Below are 21441 nucleotides of genomic sequence, written 5' to 3'. Positions count from 1 at the left end.
AAAAATCTAGGCTGGAAGTTTTTCTAAAGAATCCATGTAGAAATTTCACTCTTGAGTTCTAATTGTGAAATAATATTAGCAATTAGCGGTTAGTAACCGTTATTTCTTTAAGTGAACATTATATTTATAATGTTAATTAGGGTGGTACCGCGGATATATCCCGTCCCTTTTGGGGACGGGTTTTTTTTAGTTTAATTTAATAAATCGAAGGGAGAATTTAAAATGCAAGAACAATTAAAAAGCATAGAAGAAAAAGCACTTCAAGAGTTAAAAGCAGCTCAAGATAGTGGAACAATCGATAATATTAGAGTAAAATATCTTGGTAAAAAAGGAGAATTAACTTCAATTTTAAGAGGTATGAAGGATTTATCTAATGAAGAAAGACCAGTTATAGGTAAATTAGCTAATGAAGTAAGAGCTAAAATAGAAAATGTTTTAGAAGAAGTATTAACTTCAATAAAGAATAAAGAAAAAAATGAAAAGTTAAATAGTGAAATCATTGATATTTCAATGCCAGGAAAAAGAGAAAACATAGGTAAAAAACATCCATTAGAGTTAACTCTTGACCACATGAAGGAAATTTTCATCTCAATGGGATTCACTGTAGAAGAAGGTCCAGAAGTAGAAAAGGATTATTATAACTTTGAAGCTTTAAACATACCAAAAGATCATCCAGCTAGAAGTGAGCAAGATACTTTCTATATAAATGATAATATAGTTCTAAGAACTCAAACTTCACCAGTTCAAGTTAGGGTTATGGAAAAGCAAGCGCCTCCAATAAAAATGATATCTCCTGGTAAAGTGTTTAGATCAGATGCAGTTGATGCTACTCACTCACCAATATTCTATCAAATGGAAGGCTTAGTTATAGATAAAAATATAACATTTGCAGATTTAAAAGGAACTTTAGAATTATTTGCACAAAAGATGTTTGGAGACAAAGTTAAAACTAAATTCAGACCTCACCATTTCCCATTTACAGAACCATCAGCAGAAATGGATGCTACATGTTTCGTATGTAATGGAGAAGGATGTAAAGTATGTAAAGGTGAAGGATGGATAGAATTATTAGGTTGTGGAATGGTTCATCCAGATGTATTAAGAAATTGTGGTATAGATCCAGAAGAGTATAGTGGATTTGCATTTGGATTCGGTGTAGACAGAATGGTTATGCTTAAGTATGGTATTGACGATATAAGACTATTATACGAAAGTGATATGAGATTTTTAAATCAATTCTAGGAGGATGATATTATGAAAGCACCAATAAATTGGTTAAAAGATTATGTTGATATAAATATTACAGCAGAAGAGTTAGGAGATGCCTTAACTTTATCAGGTTCAAAGGTTGAGGAAGTTATTAAGGCTGGAGATAACATTGACAAGGTTGTTACATGTCATATAAAATCAATAGAAAAGCACCCTGAGGCTGAAAAGCTTCAAATATGTCAATGTGACATTGGAGAAGAGGAACTTTTACAAATAGTTACAGCAGCTACTAACATGAAAGAAGGGGACATTGTTCCTGTAGCACTTCATGGTTCAACTTTAGCTGATGGAACAAAAATTAAAAAAGGTAAATTAAGAGGTGTAGTTTCAAATGGTATGTTCTGCTCAGAAGAAGAACTTGGAATTGCAGGGGACGAACCAGTTCATGGTTTAATGATATTACCACAAGACACTCCAGTAGGAAAAGATATAAAAGAAGTTCTAGGATTAAATAAAGCTATTTTAGATCTAGAAATAACTTCAAATAGACCAGATTGTTTAAGTATAGTTGGAATGGCTAGAGAAGTTGCAGCAACAACTAAAACTACTTACAAAATGCCTTCAATGGATTTTAAAGCAACAGCTTCAGAAAATATAGAAGACATATTAAAAGTAAATGTAAATGATAAGCTATGTAAAAGATATATGGCAAGAGGAGTTAAAAATGTAAAGGTAGCTCCATCACCACAATGGATGCAAGAAAGATTACTTGATGCAGGGGTAAGACCTATAAATAATATAGTTGATATAACAAATTTTGTTATGCTTGAGTTTGGTCAACCAATGCATGCTTTTGATAAAAGAGAAATCAAAACATCAAATATAGTAATAGAAAAAGCAAAAGATGGAGAAAAGTTTGTAACTTTAGATGGTGAAGAAAGAACTTTAGATAGTTCAGTATTAGTTATTAAAGATGGAGAAACTTCAATTGCTTTAGCAGGAATAATGGGAGGAGCTAATTCAGAAATAAAAGATGATACAACAGAAGTTATTTTTGAATCAGCAAATTTTGAAGGAGTTAACATTAGAGTTAATTCTAAAAAATTAGGCTTAAGAACAGAAAGTTCATTAAGATTTGAAAAAGAAATAGATCCTAATTTAGCTCAATTAGCTATAGACAGAGCTTGTTTCTTAATAGAAGAATTAGGTTGTGGTGAAGTTTTAAAAGGAACTATTGATATATATAATGATAAAAAAGAAAAAGGGCATATGACAGTAAGCTCAAGTTGGGTTAATAAATTCTTAGGAACTGATATATCAGCAGAAGAAATGAAAAATTGCCTAGATAGCTTAGACTTAATGACAATTGTAAATGGAGATGACTTAAACATAGAAGTTCCTACATTTAGAATAGATATTGCTATTAAGCAAGATATAGCTGAAGAGGTTGCTAGAATATATGGATATAATAATATTCCAACAACAATAATAACAACAAATACAAATAAAGAATCTAAAAATGCAAAACAAAGACTTGATGATCTTGTAATTAGCACTATGATAGCTTCAGGATTAAATCAATCAATAAGCTATTCATTTGTTAGTCCTAAAGTATTTGATTCAATTTGTGTACCAAATGATAGCAATTTAAGAAAAGTTGTTAAAATAAAGAACCCATTAGGGGAAGATTATAGTATAATGAGAACAACAACACTTCCTTCAATGATGGAATGTTTAGGAAGAAATTATTCAAGAAGTAACGATTTAGTTAGATTATTTGAATTAGGTAAAGTTTACATTCCAAATGAAGATGAAAATGAGCTACCACTAGAAAAAAATATTTTAACTATAGGAATTTATGGAGAAGTAGATTACTTTAACTTAAAAGGTTTAGTAGAAAATCTATTAGATACTTTAGGTATAAGTAAATTTGCATTCAAGAGATTAAGCGATAATGTTAGCTATCATCCAGGAAAAACTGCTTTATTAACAGTTGGAAAAGGAATAGAAGCTGGTGTTCTTGGAGAAATCCATCCAGATGTTGCAGAGAATTATGGCCTTGATGTTGAGTGTTATGTAGCTGAGTTAGATTTAGATAAATTATATGAAGTTGCTAATGTTGAAAAGAAATATACAGCACTTCCAAAATATCCAGCAGTTACAAGAGACATAGCTCTATTAGTAGATGATAGTTTATTAGTTAGTGAAATAGAAGATACAATAAAAAGAGCTGGTGGAAATCTAGTTGAGTCAATAGACTTATTTGATGTTTATAAGGGTGAACAAATACCTGAAGGTAAAAAGAGTATAGCTTACGCTATAGTTTATAGAGATCCTCAAAAAACACTTAATGACGCGGCAGTGAATAAAGTTCACGATAAAATCCTAAGATCTCTTGAACATAAATTAGGTGCTCAGTTAAGATAGTTGTATAGAACCTAGAACAATTAGTAAAAAGAGGTGTAGTATGGCGACAGTAACTGTAAGAATCAATGGTATGGAGTACAACTTAAAAGGCAAGGAAGATGAAGCATATTTAAAAAATATTGCAGATTATGTAGAAAAGAAATTGCAAGAAATATTAGAAAAGAATAAAAAACTTAGTATTTCTGCTGCATCTGTGTTAACTGCCATAAATCTAGCTGATGAAGCCTTTAAAAGTAATAAGGATTACGATGAACTTTTAAGTAATTTTGAAAATTTACAAATTGCTAATAAAAGTTTGAAAGAAGAGCTACGAGATATAAAAGAAGATAGTACTTTTAAATTTGATAAGCAAGAGCAACAATATGAACAGTATATAGATAGTCTTAGACAAGAGCTTGAAAGAATAATTAATGCTAAGGAAATTATAGAAGAAGAAAAAAGGGTTCTAGAAAGTGAAAAAGAATACTTAAATCAAATAAAATTAGCATTAGAAGAAAGTTTAAAAGAAGAGCAAGAAAAAACTAAAAGTAATTCTGATGAAGAAAAAATAAATGAATTACTAAATGAAGTTACAGCTCTTAAAGAACAACTTAACATTATGGAAGAAGAAAATAAAAAAAATATTTCTGAAAAAGAAACTCTTAAAAAAGAAAATAAAGAGTTGAAATTTAATGTTCAAAGTTGTAAATATAAGATTATTGACTTAGAGAAAAAATTCCTAGATAGTCAAATGACTGTTGTTAAGGAAAGAGTAAAAAGTAACCCACTAATAAAACCTAAAAAATAATTTTTTAATCTATAAAAAAAGGGAGGATGTATCGAATTACAGATACATCCTCTCTGTATTTTATCTAGCTATATAGGCAGATAAAAAAATATATTTATAAAAGCAATATAAAATAAGGTGCTGATTTGATACAGTTCCTGTTTTTTAAGTGATTATGGAATTCTTAAGTCCAATTGTGTATAATAGAGTATTATATAGAAATTAAAAGTTTAGATTTTATTGTGAAGTTCTTTAAGGATTTCTTTATTTTTTTGTCTTAAATGAGAAAAAAGTTTTTTATTTTTAATTCAATAAACTAGAAGTTTATTAAAATAAAGAAAAAAGTGAGCAGTGTAAGGTACTAGATATTAGATAGAATTATAGTATAATATATTTTAGACTTAATATAGGGAGCAATAATTACATAGAGAATTGTATTTCATTTAATAAATAAAATATTTAGTTTATTTAATTATAGAAGAAAAATATACTAGTTAGTTATTAAGGAAAAAGTGGAATTGAAAATCAAAAGATATTAGTAGGAGAAATGATTTTATGAATAGAGAAAGAATAGAATTACTAGCACCAGCTGGAAGTATGGAAAGTGTTATTGCGGCTGTAAATAAAGGAGCTGATGCTGTTTATTTAGGCGGAAATAGATTTTCAGCTAGAGCAGCAGCTACAGAATTTGATGATAAAAAAATAGAAGAGGCAATAGATTATTGTCATAGTTATGGAATTCCAGTTCATATAACATTAAATACCTTAATAAAGGAAAGTGAATTTAATGAAGCTATAGATTATGTTGGATTCCTTCACAAAATAGGTGCTGATGCTTTAATCATTCAAGATACAGGTATAGTTAATGTTATAAGAGAAAAATATCCTGATTTAGAAATACACGCATCAACTCAATTAAGTATTCATAATGGAGAAGGTGCTTTATTCTTTGAAGAGAATGGATTTAAAAGAATAGTTTTATCAAGAGAATTATCTTTAAATGAAATAGAATATATATCAAAGGATTTAGGTGTTGAAACAGAAGTGTTTGGACATGGAGCTTTATGTGTTAGTTATTCAGGACAATGTCTAATAAGTAGTGTAATTGGTGGAAGAAGTGGTAACCGTGGTAGATGTGCTCAAAGTTGTAGACTTCCATTTACTCTTATTAGAGAAAAGGATGGAAAGGAAACTAGCGGTTATTTATTAAGTCCAAAGGACGTATGTAATGTTGAAAATATGGGAGACTTAATTAAAGCTGGTGTAAGCTCATTAAAAATTGAAGGAAGACTTAAAAAGCCAGAGTATGTTGCTGGGGTTATAGAAAGTTATAGAGGGGCTATTGATGATGTTTATAATAAAAAACAAAATTCAAAGCTAAATAAAGAAAGAAAAGAAAGACTTCTTAAACTATTTAACAGGGAAGGTTTCTCAAGTGCCTATCTTTATAAACATACAGGAAAAGATATGATGGCATTTAAAACTCCTAAAAATACAGGAGTTTATATAGGAAAAGTAAATTCTAATGGAGAAGTTGTTTTAGAAGATAACCTAAGTGTTAAAGATGGAATAAGAATTGGTGATGATGGATTTGTAACTTCAAAAATAATTTTAAATGGAAATGAAGTTAAGGAAGCTAAAAAGGGAGATAAGGTAAAAATATTCCCTAAAAAATATAAAACAAATGATGCTTTATATAAAATGTCAGATACTAAACTTATGAGTGAACTTAAAGTTTCTTATGAAAAGCTTTATGGTAGAAAAATAGAATTAGCTGCTAAAGTAAGATTTAAAGTGGGTATGCCATTTAAAATTGAATTAGAATACAATGGAAAGAAATATTCTAAAGAAGGAGAAAAAGTTCAATTTGCTGAGAATAGTCCTTTAGATATGGGAAGAGTTGAAAAGAATATTTCTAAGTCTGGTGAAATTCCATATAAAATAACTCAAATAGAGTTTACAGATTTTGAAGATGGATTTATGCCAATGGCAGCAATAAATAACTTAAGAAGAGAGTTATTAGAAGAAATAAAAGAGTATGAAATACAAAAGCATAAACATGTTATAGAAAAAAGAGAAAAGAAAGAATATGTAGTTGGCGAAAGAAATCTTCCTAAGTACATGGCATTTGTTTTAATGCCAGAGCAAGTTAAGGCAGCTAAGGATGCAAAGGTTCCAGCTATAGTTGTTGATATATTTGGTAAAAATCAAGGCTTTATAAAAAGAAATGTATTTAATGAATTAGAAGGCTTTGAGGGAGAAGTTTATTTAAATGTACCTACAATTATAAAAGGAGAATTTGAGACTATTGCAAAAACTATAGAATCATTATCAGATAAAATAGATGGAATAGTAACAAATAATACAGGAATAATAAGAAGATTTAAAGATAAAATTAAAATAATAGGTGGATATAAATTAAATATATTCAATAGCTATGCTTTAGAATTTTACAACAAAAATATAGAAGGTGCAGCTTTAAGTATTGAGTTAAATAGAAAAGAAATAAGAAGTCTACTTAAAAGAGGGGCAGAGGGAGCACAATTCTTCCTTTATGGAAAACCAGAATCAATGGTTAGTGAATATTGTCCTATAGGTAGTACATTTGGTGGAAAAACTACTAAGAGAGAATGTAGTGACCAATGTATAACAAGTACATTTAGAATGAGAGATAGAATGAATGAAGAGTTTGTTGTAACAACAGATATATTCTGTAGATCTCATATACATCATCCAGTACCAGTTAACTTAAGCGAAGCTAAGGAAGAGTTAGAGGAAATGGGAATAAAATCATTTAGATTAGATTTCATAGATGAAGATTATGAAACAACATTTAAAGTTTTAGATGCTGTAATGAAAGATAAACCTATTGAAGTAGATAAATTTACAAAAGCTCAATACAGAAGGGGAGTACTTTAATTAAGCTTATTATATGAATTTAGAGAAGGGAGATTAGATTGTTATGAATAGTAGAGTTTTGACTGCTCTAGAATTTGATAAGATAAAAGCTGAAGTTGAAAAGTATGCTATTACAACTTCAGCTAAGGAAGTCATAAGCAACCTTGAGCCTTATGATTCCCTATATGATGTTTTAGAACATTTAAAAGAAACTAAAGAAGCTGTTGAGCTTTTAGTTAAAAAGGGAAATCCTCCTTTTGAAGGACTTTATGATGTTAAGGAAGCTCTAGTTAGAGTTGGGAAAGGTGGAAGCCTTAACATATCAGGTCTTTTAAGAATTGGTAATTTACTTAGAGTTTCTAGAAGATTTTCTGAGTTTATGAAAAGAAAAGAAGAGGAAGAAAGTTTTCCTATTTTAGAAGCCATGGCAGAGGGATTAGTTGAATTTAAAGCTTTAGAAAATAAAATAACTACTTCTATTGTAGGAGAAAATGAAATAGCTGATAGAGCTAGTGAAAAGTTATATTCTATAAGAAGAGAGTTAAAGGATAAGAATTCCTCAGTTAGGGAAAAGGTTAATGCCATAGTTAGAGCTAACGCAAGCTATCTTCAAGATGCTCTTTATACAATGAGAGGAGATAGATATGTAATTCCTGTTAAGGCTGAATATAAGTCACAGGTTCCAGGTCTTGTACATGACCAAAGTTCAACAGGAGCTACTTTATTTATAGAGCCTATGAGTCTTGTTAATTTAAATAATGAGATTAAGGAATTGCATTTAAGAGAAAAGGCTGAAATTGAAAGAATTTTAGAAGAATTAACAGCTCTTGTATATGGAAATATAGATGAAATTAAAAATAATTTTGATATAATTGTTGATCTTGACTTCATATTTGCTAAAGCTAAGTATGGAAGTCATATAGATGGAATTTGTCCTAAAGTAAACAAAGATGGAATTATAGATTTAAAACAAGCAAGACATCCTTTAATTCCTAGAGAGAAAGTTGTTAGTTCAGACATTTATTTAGGCAAGGATTTTAGTAGCTTAGTTATAACAGGACCTAATACTGGTGGTAAGACTGTAACTTTAAAAACTACAGGTCTTATTGAACTTATGGGATTATCAGGATTATTAATTCCTACTAACGAAGGTTCAACTATAAGTTTCTTTGAAGAAATATTTGCTGATATAGGTGATGAACAAAGTATTGAACAAAGTCTTTCAACATTCTCAGCACATATGACTAATATAGTTAAAATAATGGATAAAGCTGATGAACATAGTTTTGTTCTATTTGATGAACTTGGTTCTGGAACAGACCCAACAGAAGGTTCTGCTTTAGCTATAGCAATTCTTGAGGAATTAAGAAAAAGAGGAAGTAGAATATTAGCAACAACTCACTACAGTGAACTTAAAGCTTATGCTCTTAGAAATGAGGGAGTTGAAAATGCTTCTGTTGAATTTGATGTTCAAAGTTTAAGACCTACTTATAGACTTTTAATAGGAGTTCCTGGTAAGTCAAATGCCTTTGAGATTTCGAAAAGACTTGGACTTGATGAGTATTTAATAAAGAATGCTAAAGAATTTATTACAAGTGATTCTTTAGAATTCGAAGATTTAATACAAAGTCTTCAAGATAGAAAAATAGAAGCAGAAAAATTTGCAAGAGATGTAGAGAACTATAAAGCTCAAGCTAAGATGTTTAAAGATAAATATGAAGCTAAGCTAGAAAGAATAGATAAGGTAAGAGATAATGCTTACTCAGAAGCAAGAAGAGAAGCAAAAGAGATTTTAAATGCTGCTAAGGAAGAAGCTGAAGAAATCTTAAAGAACATGAGAGAAATGGAAAAAATGGGTGCTTCTAATGAAATGAGAAGAAAGCTTGAAGCAGAAAGAGCTAAGCTTAAAAATAAAATTTCAGACACAGAAGCAAATCTTCAAAAAACTATGGAAGATAACCAAGGTGAACTTATAGATAAAGTAACTGTAGGTATGGAAGCTATGTTACCAAGATTAAATCAAAAGGTAATAATCTTAACAATGCCAGATAATAAAGGTGAAGTTCAAGTTGAAGCTGGAATAATGAAAGTTAATGTTAAGCTAAAAGATTTAAGAAAAGTAAAAGTTTCTAAGGAAGAAAAGAAAATAAAGAAAAGAGAAGCTAAATTAAATCTTAAGCAAGTTTCATCTTCAGTAGATGTTAGAGGAATGGATACACAAGAAGGCTGGTTAGTAGTAGATAAATACTTAGATGATGCTTATGTGGCAGGTTTAGGAGAAGTAACAGTAGTACACGGAAAAGGAACAGGTGTATTAAGAAAATATATTGGTAATATGTTAAAGACACATCCACATGTAAAATCAAGTAGACTTGGTGTTTACGGAGAAGGTGGAGATGGAGTAACTATAGTTATTTTAAAATAAAAAATAATTAGAGTTCTATTGAATTAGACATTAAGAGAAGGGATGTATCAAAATAGAGATATATCCCTTCCACTTTTATAATTTAAAATGGAAAGGAGAAGAATTTATGATTATTGTTAGTGCATGCTTGTGTGGTGTAGATTGTAAGTATAATGGTGGAAATAATAAAAGTGAAAAAGTAATTGAGTTTCTAAAGGATAAGGAATATAAAATGATTTGTCCTGAAGAAATGGGGGGACTTCCTACGCCAAGAGTTCCTAGTGAAGAAGTTTTTGATTTAGATGGAACTATGAAGGTTATGAGTAAGGAAGGAAAGGATGTTACTGCTGAATTTCTTAAGGGAGCTGAACTTTCTTTAAAAGTGGCTAAAGAGTGTGATGCAGAATTAGCTATTTTAAAGGCTAGAAGTCCATCTTGTGGAAAGGGCGTAATTTATGATGGAACTTTTAGTGGAACTCTTACAGAAGGAAATGGAGTTACAGCAGATTTATTTATTAAAAATGGAATAAAGGTTTTAAGTGAAGATGATTTTGAATAAGGGTTTAAAGAATATAATTATTAGAAATTATAATTCAGAGGATTGTAATAACTTAGCAGAATTATTTTATAATACAGTACATTCAGTTAATGCAAAAGATTATAGTGAAGAACAATTAAATGTATGGGCAACGGAAAAGCTTGATTTAGATCAATGGAACAATTCTTTTTTAGAACATTTTACAGTTGTTGCTGTGGAAGATGATATTATAGTAGGTTTTGGAGATATAGATAAGACTGGATATTTAGATAGACTTTTTGTTCATAAGGACTATCAAAGAAGAGGAATTGCAACTGCAATTTGTAATGAGTTAGAAAAAGTAATTAATAGATCAAAAATTACTACCCATGCTTCAATTACTGCAAGACCATTTTTTGAAAAACGAGGTTATAAGGTTATTAAAGAACAAGAGGTTGAACGAAGAGGAATTGTATTAAAGAATTACTTTATGGAAAAATAAATGTTTATTAATAAGAAAGTAAAAAACATATAGGAGCTAGATTTAGATGTGTGATTTAAAAAATTAATTCAATACTTATAAAGCTTAGGAGAGAGAAATAATATGTATTTAAAAAAATTCAAAGGCAAGATGCCTTTGAATTAATTTTTTTTAACCATTAAAAGCTGATTTTGGAGTATTGCTAAGATTTCCATAATACATGTATCCAATTATTCCATTATATTCAACCTTAGCATATTTTTCTCCACCTACTTCAGCAGGACCAAATGTTTCTCCTACCATTTCATTAGGTTTTATATGAGTGAAAACATTGCCACCGTAATAGATAACATTTACTGTTTTTCCTCTTACATTTAAGTGATAATTCATTCCATTTACAGGAACTATTATATTGACGGGATTAGGTTTATGGTTAATTGGATCAATAAGTGGTAAATTACTAACTGCCTTTGAGGTTCCAATGTAATGAGCAGTTTTTAATTGATCTTTTGAAACTAATTGCATAGCTTTTTCGCCAGTGGCTACATTATCCAAATTTAAATAATCATCTGAAATAAAGGCTAATTTTCCGTTATAATCTACAGCTGCTACATTTGCAAGGGTAGGCTTATGAGTTTGATTGTTATAGTTAACTAGAGTTTGAGATGTCCATAAAACCTTTAATTTAGTTCCTATAGGGAGTTTAACTTCTACTTTATTACATGGAATACCAAAAATATCACCTTGAGGATTAGTTATGTTTTTAGAAGTATCACATTTTTTTATAACAGCATTTCCTAAGGAAGTAGCATTTTTTACATTAATATTAGTAAGTTTAGTTACGGATTCAATAGTTGGAATTAATTTTCCTGTTTCCATCGAAAAAGTTTCATTTATATATTTTTTACCATTTTTAGTTATCATTGATGAGGCGTTTTCTTTATTAATTAAATTTTGATTAGGTTCGTATAATATTACTGTTTCTTTTTTTACATTTTTTGTATTAGATATATTTTTTGCATAAACAGTATTGTTTATAGGTGTTGGTTTGCAGACTAAAGTAGCGCCAACAGCAGAAGCACCTAAAGCAGCTGCAATTGATATACCCATTATTATTTTTGTTTTCATGTTGTCATTCTCCTTTGATTGTTGTTGATAATTTAATTTTAATATAGGCAAATAAAGGATTAAACCATAATGATTTACAATTAATTAACATTAATATGATTGATATAGAATATATGGATAATTAAGTATATAAGTGCTTTTACTCTATATAGAGATTTATTAAATTAAGATTGAATATAAAAATAAAAGAAATAATATGTAATAACTATTAAATTAAAGTTACATAAATTAAATAATTTTTAACTATATGTAATATTTAGGAGTAACAGTTTTTATAAGTAGAAATGACTTGTTGAAAATTTCAAGGTGTTTTATGTGAGAATGGAAATAAATCTAAAAGATATAAAGAGGAATTAAATAAAATGATGATGTATCAAATTACAGATATATCTTCTGCCTTTTATCTAGCTATATAGGTTCATCATTTGTGACCACTCACTTACGTAAAGAAGCTCTAATATTTTTTCTACAACAGTTTCTAAAATTTCCAAACTCACTTTGTTCAAACAATGGAAATTTTTTTACGAAACTATTGTTCAAAAATAAAGAGCTTCTAGTACTAGTTCAATGGTCACAGCATTTTGTACCTATATAGCTATCTCGGCAGATAAAAAATACATTTATCTGATAGCTAGAGGCTGTAATACTCCTATCTTCTATAAGTAGGAGATAAACAGCCTCACGCTTCTAGATAACTTCGACTAATCATTCAGATGGAGTCAAAACTCCACCTGAATTAAGTCTACGTTTATAAAAGTAATATAAATTAAGGTGCTGATTTGATACAGCGCTATTTTATAGTTTATTTAGTACTGTATTCCTTTAATAATTCCCAAAATTCTTTATCTTCTTTTAAAAAACTTAATTCATTATTATCATTTTTTAGTGAGTCTATAAAGGCAGAGAGAAGTTGTTCGTTAAATCCATCTTTAGTATTTTTAGCTTTTATATGTTTGTATAAGGGAGAAGTAGATATATCCCATTTTTCTTTCATGGCAGGTAACATTTTCTTTAAAGTAGAGATACAATTTTTAGTATCTTTTTGTGCGGTATAAAATTGAAGATGTCCAGTATATGAATTGTATTCCCATAGGTCATATAAGTGGGTTGTTTTTTCTAGAACTTCAGCAAAGTATTTGGCATCACCATTACGGTTTTCTTTTAATGCAATGTCTATCATAAATGTTAAAATTGTAAATAATTCAGTTGTAGTAGATAATAATTTCTGTTCAAAAAGTTCAGCAGCTTTATGAAGTTGTCCAGATTGAATATAAAGGTTTCCTTGCAATAGTTTTTTATCATAAATAACATTTGGAAAATTATCAATACAAGTTTGAGCCTTTTCAAATTTTTTTCTTTCTAAATATTTATTAATTAACATAGGCATTGCTTGGTTTCGTACTTCTATGTCATTGCCATTGGAGACCCTCTCATATAATTTTTCTATATGTTCTTCGTAAAATTCTTTATTTTCTACACCAAACATGTATATACCTCCTTGTAATACTGCTGCAATAGTAAAAATTAGTTTATCACAAGTAGGGTATTCTTGAATTTTATCCATGGCTTTTTCAAAAGCAAGGTGAAACCCTTTAGTTCTAATTGTTGTAGAGAGTTCATTTGCAAAGTTACCTATCTCTTGCTCGGATAAATCTTCTTTAAAAGAAAGTAAAGTATTTAAATTTATCCTTAAAATTCTTGCTAAGGCTGGTAAAAGAGTAATATCAGGATAGCTAATTCCCTTTTCCCATTTATTCACTGCTGGTGTTGATACTCCTAGATAATTTGCAATTTGTTCTTGAGTTAATCCTTGTTTAGTTCGTTTTTCTTTTATAATGTCATTTATTTTCATAGAAATATATTCCCTTCCTTGATAATAAAAGTTGTTATGTTATTATTTTATCAAGCGAGTTATTTAGGAACAATTGAACCTTTGTTAATTTAAAATTAAATAAATTAACTGTGGGTTAAGTTTGCTTAAGATCAACGAAAAAAGTAAAAATAAAATTTCTTGTTGCTGAATTTTCATAAAGCTTGTATAATAGAGTAAATTTAAAAGAGAAAAGTACAAAGGAGGAATAGTTATGGAAAAGAAGATAGCAGCATTTTTTGATATAGATGGAACAATATACAGAGAAGGTTTAATAACTGAGGTTTTTAAGAAAATTGTAAAGTACGATTTAGTAAGTGATGATAAATGGATTAATGAAGTAAGACCAGCTTTTGAAAAATGGGACAAGCGTCAAGGAGATTATGACGATTACCTAATAAAAATGGTTGATATTTATATAGAAGCTATAAAGGGATTAAACCATTATCATATAGATCATATTGCTAAAACTGTTATTGAACAAAAAGGTGATAGAGTTTATACATTCTCAAGAGAGAGAATAAAATGGCATTTAGAGCAAGGTCATGTAGTTATAGCTATATCAGGTTCTCCTATAGAATTAGTTAAAGAAATGGCTAAGAAATATGGAATGGATGATTATAGAGGAACAATATATAAATTAAATGAAGATGGAACTTATAGTGGAGAAGTTATTCCAATGTGGGATTCTGAAAGTAAACAAAAAGCTATATTAGAACTTCAAGAAAAGTACAACATAGATTTAGAAAATAGCTATGCTTATGGAGATACATCAGGAGATTTTACAATGTTTAAAAATGTAGGAAATCCTCATGCTATAAACCCAACAAGAGAACTTTTAGGAAAAATTACAGAGGATGAAGAATTAAAAGAAAAAATAAATCTTATTGTTGAAAGAAAAGATGTTACTTATAAATTAAATGTAGATAGTTTACAAGTTATTTAAAAGGGGGAAGCTATTTAGTTAATTTTAGAATATAAAAGTATAAAAAAGCAATAATATCATTAGATTGGTATTATTGTTTTTTTGTTTTTAAAAAATATCATCTACTATTTACATATAAAAAATTTATTTATATTATACAATTATGTTTAAGTTTATATAATTGTATAGAAAATTTATAATTGTTGAAAATTCTGAAGTTAGAAATGAATAATTTTTTCATCTCTTGTTAAGAATAGGGGGTAGGAGGGATTAGTCATGAAAAATTTAGATATTCAAAAAAGAAAAGGTGCTTGTCACCATGAAGCAAAGAAAATAAGAAGAGAAGGCAAGGTACCTGGAGTATTTTATGGTAATAATATTAAAAGCTTTAATTTTGAAGTAGGAGAATTAGAGTTAAATGATTGTATTTCAAATGGAGGTAGAAATGCTATAGTTAATGTTTCCATGGAGGGAGAAAATCATAAGGCAATAATAAAAGAAATCCAAAGAGATCCTATTAATAGAAGAGTAATTCATGTGGATTTAGAAGATATAGATAATAAAAAAGAAGTTACTGCTAATATACCAGTTAAATTTGTGGGAAGAGAAAATTTAGCAAAGTCTGGAGCAGTTCTTCAAAGAGAAAAGGATACTGTTAAAGTAAGAGGAGCAGCTGAAAGTTTACCAAGGTCATTAGAAGTTGATGTATCAAAGGCTAGAAGAAGAGAAGTTATTAAGGTAGCTAACTTAGAAGTTGCAAGTGAATTAACAGTACTTGATGAAGCTCAAACTTTATTAGGTAGCATAAAGTTTGAAAAGAAATTAGCTAAAGGTTCAAATGAAATTTAATAAAAGCTAGGGATTTATCAAATGAATCTTTGAGTCTTTATACTATAAAGATAGTGTATGTTTGATACATTACTATCTTTATTTTTTTCTTTAAGTAAATTTTATCGGATAACTAGTGGCTATAATATTCCAATGTTCTATAAGTTTAGAGATAAATAGATAGAGAATCTTAAATAACTTCCATTAAAATTTACCTGGAGTCAAAGCTCTATGTAAATTAAGTTTCAATTTATACAAAAGTTAAAATTAATGAAACAATATAATAATTTTTAACAAAAGCTATAGAAAGGTGTATTATATTTATGGTTTCTATAATATAATAAGTTGTATAAAAGATTGGGAGGAGAGAACTATGTATAAAGAAAAGTATGAACAATGGATAAATTCCAACATAATATCAGATGAAATAAAAGAAGAGTTAAAGGCTATTAGTGAGGAAAAAGAACTAGAAGATAGATTTTATAAGGATCTAGAATTTGGTACTGGTGGTTTGAGAGGAATTATTGGTGCAGGAACTAATAGATTAAATATATATACAGTAGGAAAAGCGACTCAAGGATTTGCAAACTTTTTAAATGACGAGTATACTGGAGAGAAATCAGTAGCAATAGCTTATGATTCAAGAAATAAATCAGATGAATTTGCAAAGGCAGCAGCTTTAACTTTTGCAGCTAATGGAATAAAGGTTTATTTATTTGAAAGCTTAAGACCAACTCCAATGTTATCTTTTGCAGTAAGATATTTAAAATGCCAAGGTGGAATTGTATTAACAGCTTCACATAATCCAAAGCAATATAACGGATATAAGGCATATGACGAAAATGGTTGTCAATTAACAGACAAGCCAGCTGCAAGAGTAATAGGTTATGTTAATGATATAGCAGATTATGAAACTATAAAAACTATTTCTGAAGATGAAGCTAGAGAAAAAGGTTTATTAGTTTATATTGGAGAAGAAGTAGATAAAGCATTTACTGAAGAGTTAAAGGCTTTAACTATTAGAAAAGATTTAGTTAAGAATTATGCTAAGGATTTAAATATAGTTTATACTCCAATTCATGGTTCAGGAAATATTCCAGTAAGAAGAGTATTAAGTGAATTAGGATATGAAAATGTACATGTTGTAAAAGAACAAGAATTACCTAATGGTGAGTTCCCAACAGCTCCATATCCAAATCCAGAAGATCCAAAGGTATTTGAATTAGCTTTAAAATTATCTGAGGAAGTAAATGCAGATATAATCTTTGGAACTGACCCAGATTGTGATAGAATTGGTGTAGTTGTTAAGGATAATAATGGACAATATCAAATATTAAATGGAAATCAAACAGGTCTTTTACTTGTTGAATATATATTATCATCATTAAAAGAAACTAATAATTTACCTAATAATGGTGCTGTAATAAAAACAATAGTTACTACAGAAGCAGTTAAAAATATTGCTGCTGATTATAATGTAGAAGTTTTTGATTTATTAACAGGCTTTAAGTATATTGGTGAGTTAATGACTAAATTTGAAGAAACAAATTCACATAAATATTTATTTGGATTTGAAGAAAGTTATGGATGCCTTGCAGGAACTCATGCTAGAGATAAAGATGCAGTAGTAGCTGCTATGTTAATTTCAGAAATGACACTTTACTATAAAGAACAAGGAAAAACTTTATATGATGCTCTTATAGAACTTTATAATAAATATGGATTCTTTAAGGAAGGCTTAGTTTCAATTGCATTGGATGGTAAAGAGGGACAAGAAAAAATAGCTAACTGTATAGATAACTTAAGAAATACAAAGTTAGATGCTATTAATGGAGTAAAAATAAAAACTTCTTTAGACTATAAGTTAAGCACAGAAGTTAATAACTTAACTAAAGAAGAGAAAACTCTAGACCTTCCAAAATCAAATGTGTTAAAATATGTTTTAGAGGATGATTCATGGTTTGTTGTAAGACCTTCAGGAACAGAACCTAAAATGAAGGTTTACCTTGCTGTTAAGGGATCAAGCTTAGAGGATGCAAGCAATAAAATTGTAGACTTTGAGAAAAATGTAATGGAAATAATAAATGAAAAATTAAAATAATACTTTATAGGTTGTCCTTAATTGCAGGGCAACCTATAGTTTTAAAATAAGGAGTGAATTATACATTGAATTTCAATGAATTTTCAAAAGAAAAATTAGGAAAGTTAATTTTCGTAGAATTAAATGCTGAAAAATTTATAGAAGGGTTAGGTGGAAGTGCAAAAGAACTTTCTATAAATGAATTATACATACCAATAAACCCTAAATATTTAAATGAAGATGTTAAAAAAGGGTATAAGTTAGATAAGTTACCTATAACATATTTTATAGAAGGAATGTTTTATGCTATAGGTGGAGATAAGAATTTAAGATTTAATAAAGCTTATTTTAAAATTTTACCTCTTATAAAGGATTCAGTATATTGTGTTAAAGGTATTATAGCTGATAATGTAAAGAAAAATAATTTAGCTGATGCATTAATACTTTTAATAGGATTATGGGAATACGAAGGTGATAAAGAAGTTTGTGATAAAGCTCTTTATGTATGTGAAGCTTTAAGAGAATCTAATAGTGAGTATAATGATGTTCAATTAGAACTTGCAGAAAGAGCAAAGGAAAAGTGGGGAAATGAAGCATTCCCATATCTTTATAGTAGTTTAGCATATAAAGATAAAAATGAATTAAATAAATCATTTATAGAAATAAATGAGTATTTAAAAAATGGTGGAGAAAGAAGCAGTGAAATAGAAGGTTTATATAATGAGATAAGGGATGCACTTGCTTATGAAGAAGGAAAGGATGCTTTATTAGAAGATCCAAATAAAGCTTTAGCAAAACTTTTACCATTAGCTGATAAGTTTCCAGAGGATGCTATATTAAAGTATTATATAGGAACTTGCTACAGAAGAATTGATAATTTTGAAAAGGCTATTTATTATTTAAATGAGAGTTTAGAACTTAATAATAATATAGTAGAGGTTGTTAATGAGCTTGGAATAAACTATGCTTCTCTAAATGATTTTGATAATGCTATAAAATGCTTTAGAAAAGCCTTTGAAGCAACTAAGGATGTAGAGATTTGTACTAACTTAATAATGAGTTATATAAATATTGGAGATTTGGATAATGCTAAAAAACATTTAAAATTAGCCGAAGCTTTAAATAAAGATGATGAAATTGTAATTGAAATAAAAAAATATTTAGAAAAAATGTAATATTTATTGAAAGTCTGGTGAATTATAGTAATATAGTTTGCTAGGCTTTTTTTGCCTACTTATTAAATGGTTTAATAAGGGGATTAGGAAATGTTTAAAAAAATATTAGGATATGAAATTTTTTCAGGAACTAAAGATGAACTTTATGACGAGGTAATGAAAAGGGAAAAGGTACATATTATTTCAGGGAATTCAGAAATATTACATAGAGGGCTTAAAAACAAGGAGTTATTTGATATTTATAATGATAAAGATTCTATAATAATAGCAGATGGTATAGGAACTATAATGGCATCTAGGATTTTAAAAAATTCTGTAGGTGAAAAAATAGCTGGTATAGATTTTATGGAATATTTAATAAGAAAGTCTACAGAACATAATTTGTCTATATATCTCTTAGGAGGAGAAGAAGATGTAGTTAAAAGTTGTTTTTATAAGTTAAGAAAAAAATACAGAGAAGTTAACATTGTAGGTTTTCATCATGGTTATTTTAATGTAGAAAACTGTGATGAAATTATAAATGATATAAATTCTTTAGGGGCTAATATCCTCTTTGTAGCCATGGGAAATCCTAAGCAGGAGTTATTTATAGATAGATATAAGGAAAAACTTAATTGTAAAATATTTATGGGAGTAGGAGGAAGTTTTGATGTTTTTTCTGAAAAGGTTAAAAGAGCACCAAGGCTTCTTATAAAACTAAATTTAGAGTGGCTTTACAGAACTATAAAAGAACCAAGACGAATATCGAGACTTAAAGAAATACCATTATTTTTAATTTTAGCTTTAAAAGAGAGGAGAAGAGAATGAAAATATTAGTTATAGCAGCTTATTCACCAATAATAAATAATTCAGCAGCTATAGAAAGTCTTTCTTATTTAAACGCTTTGTGTGATTTAGGTCATGAGATTCATGTTCTAACTGTAGATTTTAAAAAAAATAGTGTTTATTATGATGAAAATATAGTTTCTATGTTAGATAAAAGGGTAAAAATGCATAAAGTATCTCCAGGAAAAATCTTTGAAAGAGCAGTGCCAAAGAAGAGCAGCCAAAGAGGAAATGAACAAAGAAATAAATTTAAACCTATAATAAAAGGAATAAAAAATAAAATTATGATTCCAGATGCTTACTGCTTTTGGATTAATAAAGCTTATGAGTATTATATAAGAAACTTAAGAAAAGAAAATTTTCAAGTAATATTTTCTATGCATGAACCTCCATCTAGCCATTTAGTGGCATTAAAAATTAAAAAAAGAGATAAGATTAAGTGGATAGCTTATTTTAGTGATCCTTGGGTTTTTGATAGTTCGAGAGAAAAAATAGGGGCTTTTAGAAAGAGCATAGAAAGTTCTATGGAGAAAAGAGTAATAAAAAATGCAGATAAATATATTTTTGTTACAGAAGAAAATAAAAATGATTTTATAAGAAGGTATGGTATAGATGAAGAAAATATAGAAGTTTTAAGACGTAGTTATAATGATAAGATCTATGATGAAATAAGGGCTAACTTAAAAAGAGAGTGGAATAAAGAAATAAATATAGTTTATACTGGAGAGATATTTACAAAACTTAGAGATATTACCCCTTTCTTGCAGTGTATAAAAAAGATAAAGGAAGAAGATTATGATTTATATAAAAGACTTAGAGTATATTTTTATGGTAATATAGATAGTACTTCTATTATTGAACATATAAATACAATAGATATAATAAAGCTTATGCCTAGAATTAGCTTTAAGGAAGCTATAGAAAAAATTTTAGGTGCAGATATATTGTTGATATTTGGGAATAAAGGTTCTAAGCAAATACCAGCAAAGATTTATGATTATCTAGGTGGAAATAGTCCTATTCTAGGGATTTTAGGTGATGAAAATGATCCTCTTAGACATATATGTAGTGGAATAGAAAAATGTTTTATAGTAAAAAACAATATTTTAGATATAGAAAAACAATTATATAATATAATAAAGGAACTAGATAGAGGAACTATTTACGAAGAACATAAGAAATATAGTTATAATAACTTTATGAAAAAATTACATAAGATAATAGAAAATTAAATTAATAAGAGTGGGAGGATATATATTTGAAGGATTTAAAAATAGAAAAATTTATAGAGGATTTATCATCTGATTTACCAGCACCGGGAGGTGGAGCTGTAGCATCTTTAGTAGCAGCTTTAGCTGGAGGATTAACATCAATGGTTTATAGCTTAACAAAAGGGAAAAAAGCTTTTGAAGATTTATCAGAGGAAGATAAAGAAAAGATGGAAAAGTGCATTGGGGACATAAGGGAATTTACTAATAATGCTCTAGTTTATGGAAAGAGAGATGAAGAGGCTTTTAATGAATTAATGGCATGTTATAAGCTTCCTAAAAATACTGAAGAAGAAATAGAAGCAAGAAAGAATAAAATTTCTATGTGCACGGAAAATTGTATGGCAGTGCCTTTAGAACTTGCAGAAAAATCTTTAGAGATATTTGAAAATATTAAATTTGCTACAGAAAAAGGGAACAAAAATTTAGTAACAGATGCTATGATAGGAGCAATACTTTTAGATAGTGCTATTGAGGCATCAATAATAAATGTGAAAATAAATTTAGCTTCTATAAAAAATGAAGAGCTAAAGTTAAATACTGAAAGTAGAATAAGAGAAATAGAAAAGCAAAGTAAATTCATAAAAGATGAAATACTAGCCTATGGATATAAGCAATTCTAATAAAGAAGAGGATGTAT

Annotated in this window: 16 protein-coding genes and 1 other annotated feature (1 of these 17 only partly in view); of the genes, 14 read left to right on the top strand and 2 right to left on the bottom strand. The window is 28.4% G+C overall.

Annotated elements, in window-relative coordinates:
* Positions 1 to 171 (top strand) — a binding site (T-box leader) (it extends 52 nt beyond the left edge of the window).
* A gap of 51 nt (positions 172 to 222) precedes the next feature.
* The 7 genes from pheS (at position 223) to ARA19_RS11555 (ending at position 10723) form a co-directional block, all read left to right on the top strand.
* The gene (gene pheS / locus ARA19_RS11585; RefSeq protein ID WP_055071128.1) at positions 223 to 1242 is read left to right on the top strand and encodes a phenylalanine--tRNA ligase subunit alpha; all 1020 of its coding nucleotides are present in this window, start codon (positions 223 to 225) and stop codon (positions 1240 to 1242) included.
* 12 nt (positions 1243 to 1254) lie between these two features.
* Entirely contained in the window at positions 1255 to 3636 is a 2382-nt protein-coding gene (pheT, locus tag ARA19_RS11580; RefSeq protein ID WP_055071127.1) for a phenylalanine--tRNA ligase subunit beta, read from the top strand.
* A 40-nt stretch (positions 3637 to 3676) separates the two neighbouring features.
* Positions 3677 to 4423 (top strand): cell division protein ZapA, encoded by a 747-nt coding sequence (locus tag ARA19_RS11575; RefSeq protein WP_055071126.1) that lies wholly within the window; start codon positions 3677 to 3679, stop codon positions 4421 to 4423.
* A 534-nt stretch (positions 4424 to 4957) separates the two neighbouring features.
* Positions 4958 to 7321: a U32 family peptidase gene (locus tag ARA19_RS11570; RefSeq protein WP_055071125.1), complete on the top strand. Its 2364-nt coding sequence runs from the start codon at positions 4958 to 4960 to the stop codon at positions 7319 to 7321.
* A gap of 43 nt (positions 7322 to 7364) precedes the next feature.
* Positions 7365 to 9725, top strand: coding sequence for an endonuclease MutS2 (locus ARA19_RS11565; protein WP_055071124.1), 2361 nt, complete (start codon positions 7365 to 7367; stop codon positions 9723 to 9725).
* A 106-nt stretch (positions 9726 to 9831) separates the two neighbouring features.
* Entirely contained in the window at positions 9832 to 10263 is a 432-nt protein-coding gene (locus tag ARA19_RS11560) for a 2-thiouracil desulfurase family protein (RefSeq protein ID WP_055071123.1), read from the top strand.
* Between the two features lie 13 nt (positions 10264 to 10276).
* Complete coding sequence (locus ARA19_RS11555; RefSeq protein ID WP_055072113.1) at positions 10277 to 10723, top strand: GNAT family N-acetyltransferase; 447 nt, start codon at positions 10277 to 10279, stop codon at positions 10721 to 10723.
* Between the two features lie 150 nt (positions 10724 to 10873).
* On the opposite strand, the gene ARA19_RS11550 is transcribed toward ARA19_RS11555, so the two are convergent.
* Positions 10874 to 11830, bottom strand: a complete 957-nt coding sequence (locus ARA19_RS11550; protein WP_055071122.1) for a hypothetical protein — start codon at positions 11828 to 11830, stop codon at positions 10874 to 10876.
* 802 nt (positions 11831 to 12632) lie between these two features.
* Entirely contained in the window at positions 12633 to 13682 is a 1050-nt protein-coding gene (locus tag ARA19_RS11545; protein ID WP_055071121.1) for a helix-turn-helix domain-containing protein, read from the bottom strand.
* A gap of 232 nt (positions 13683 to 13914) precedes the next feature.
* On the opposite strand from ARA19_RS11545, the gene ARA19_RS11540 reads away from it, so the two are divergent.
* The 7 genes from ARA19_RS11540 (at position 13915) to ARA19_RS11510 (ending at position 21424) form a co-directional block, all read left to right on the top strand.
* Complete coding sequence (locus tag ARA19_RS11540) at positions 13915 to 14646, top strand: HAD-IB family hydrolase (protein WP_055071120.1); 732 nt, start codon at positions 13915 to 13917, stop codon at positions 14644 to 14646.
* A 255-nt stretch (positions 14647 to 14901) separates the two neighbouring features.
* The gene (locus ARA19_RS11535) at positions 14902 to 15474 is read left to right on the top strand and encodes a 50S ribosomal protein L25 (protein ID WP_055071119.1); all 573 of its coding nucleotides are present in this window, start codon (positions 14902 to 14904) and stop codon (positions 15472 to 15474) included.
* A gap of 352 nt (positions 15475 to 15826) precedes the next feature.
* Positions 15827 to 17554, top strand: coding sequence for a phospho-sugar mutase (locus tag ARA19_RS11530; protein WP_055071118.1), 1728 nt, complete (start codon positions 15827 to 15829; stop codon positions 17552 to 17554).
* Between the two features lie 65 nt (positions 17555 to 17619).
* Complete coding sequence (locus tag ARA19_RS11525; RefSeq protein ID WP_055071117.1) at positions 17620 to 18708, top strand: tetratricopeptide repeat protein; 1089 nt, start codon at positions 17620 to 17622, stop codon at positions 18706 to 18708.
* A 90-nt stretch (positions 18709 to 18798) separates the two neighbouring features.
* A complete protein-coding gene (locus tag ARA19_RS11520; RefSeq protein ID WP_055071116.1) occupies positions 18799 to 19515 on the top strand; it encodes a WecB/TagA/CpsF family glycosyltransferase in 717 nt (238 codons plus the stop codon).
* A complete protein-coding gene (locus ARA19_RS11515) occupies positions 19512 to 20765 on the top strand; it encodes a glycosyltransferase (protein WP_055071115.1) in 1254 nt (417 codons plus the stop codon). The genes ARA19_RS11520 and ARA19_RS11515 overlap by 4 nt, the downstream gene beginning before the upstream one ends.
* 26 nt (positions 20766 to 20791) lie before the next feature.
* A complete protein-coding gene (locus tag ARA19_RS11510) occupies positions 20792 to 21424 on the top strand; it encodes a cyclodeaminase/cyclohydrolase family protein (protein ID WP_055071114.1) in 633 nt (210 codons plus the stop codon).
* Positions 21425 to 21441: the final 17 nt, after the last annotated feature.

The sequence above is a fragment of the Clostridium massiliamazoniense genome, assembly GCF_001403635.1.
Lineage (GTDB): Bacteria > Bacillota > Clostridia > Clostridiales > Clostridiaceae > Sarcina > Sarcina massiliamazoniense.
Note: the sequence above shows the minus strand (reverse complement) of the source record. Positions and strands in the feature narration are given on the sequence as shown.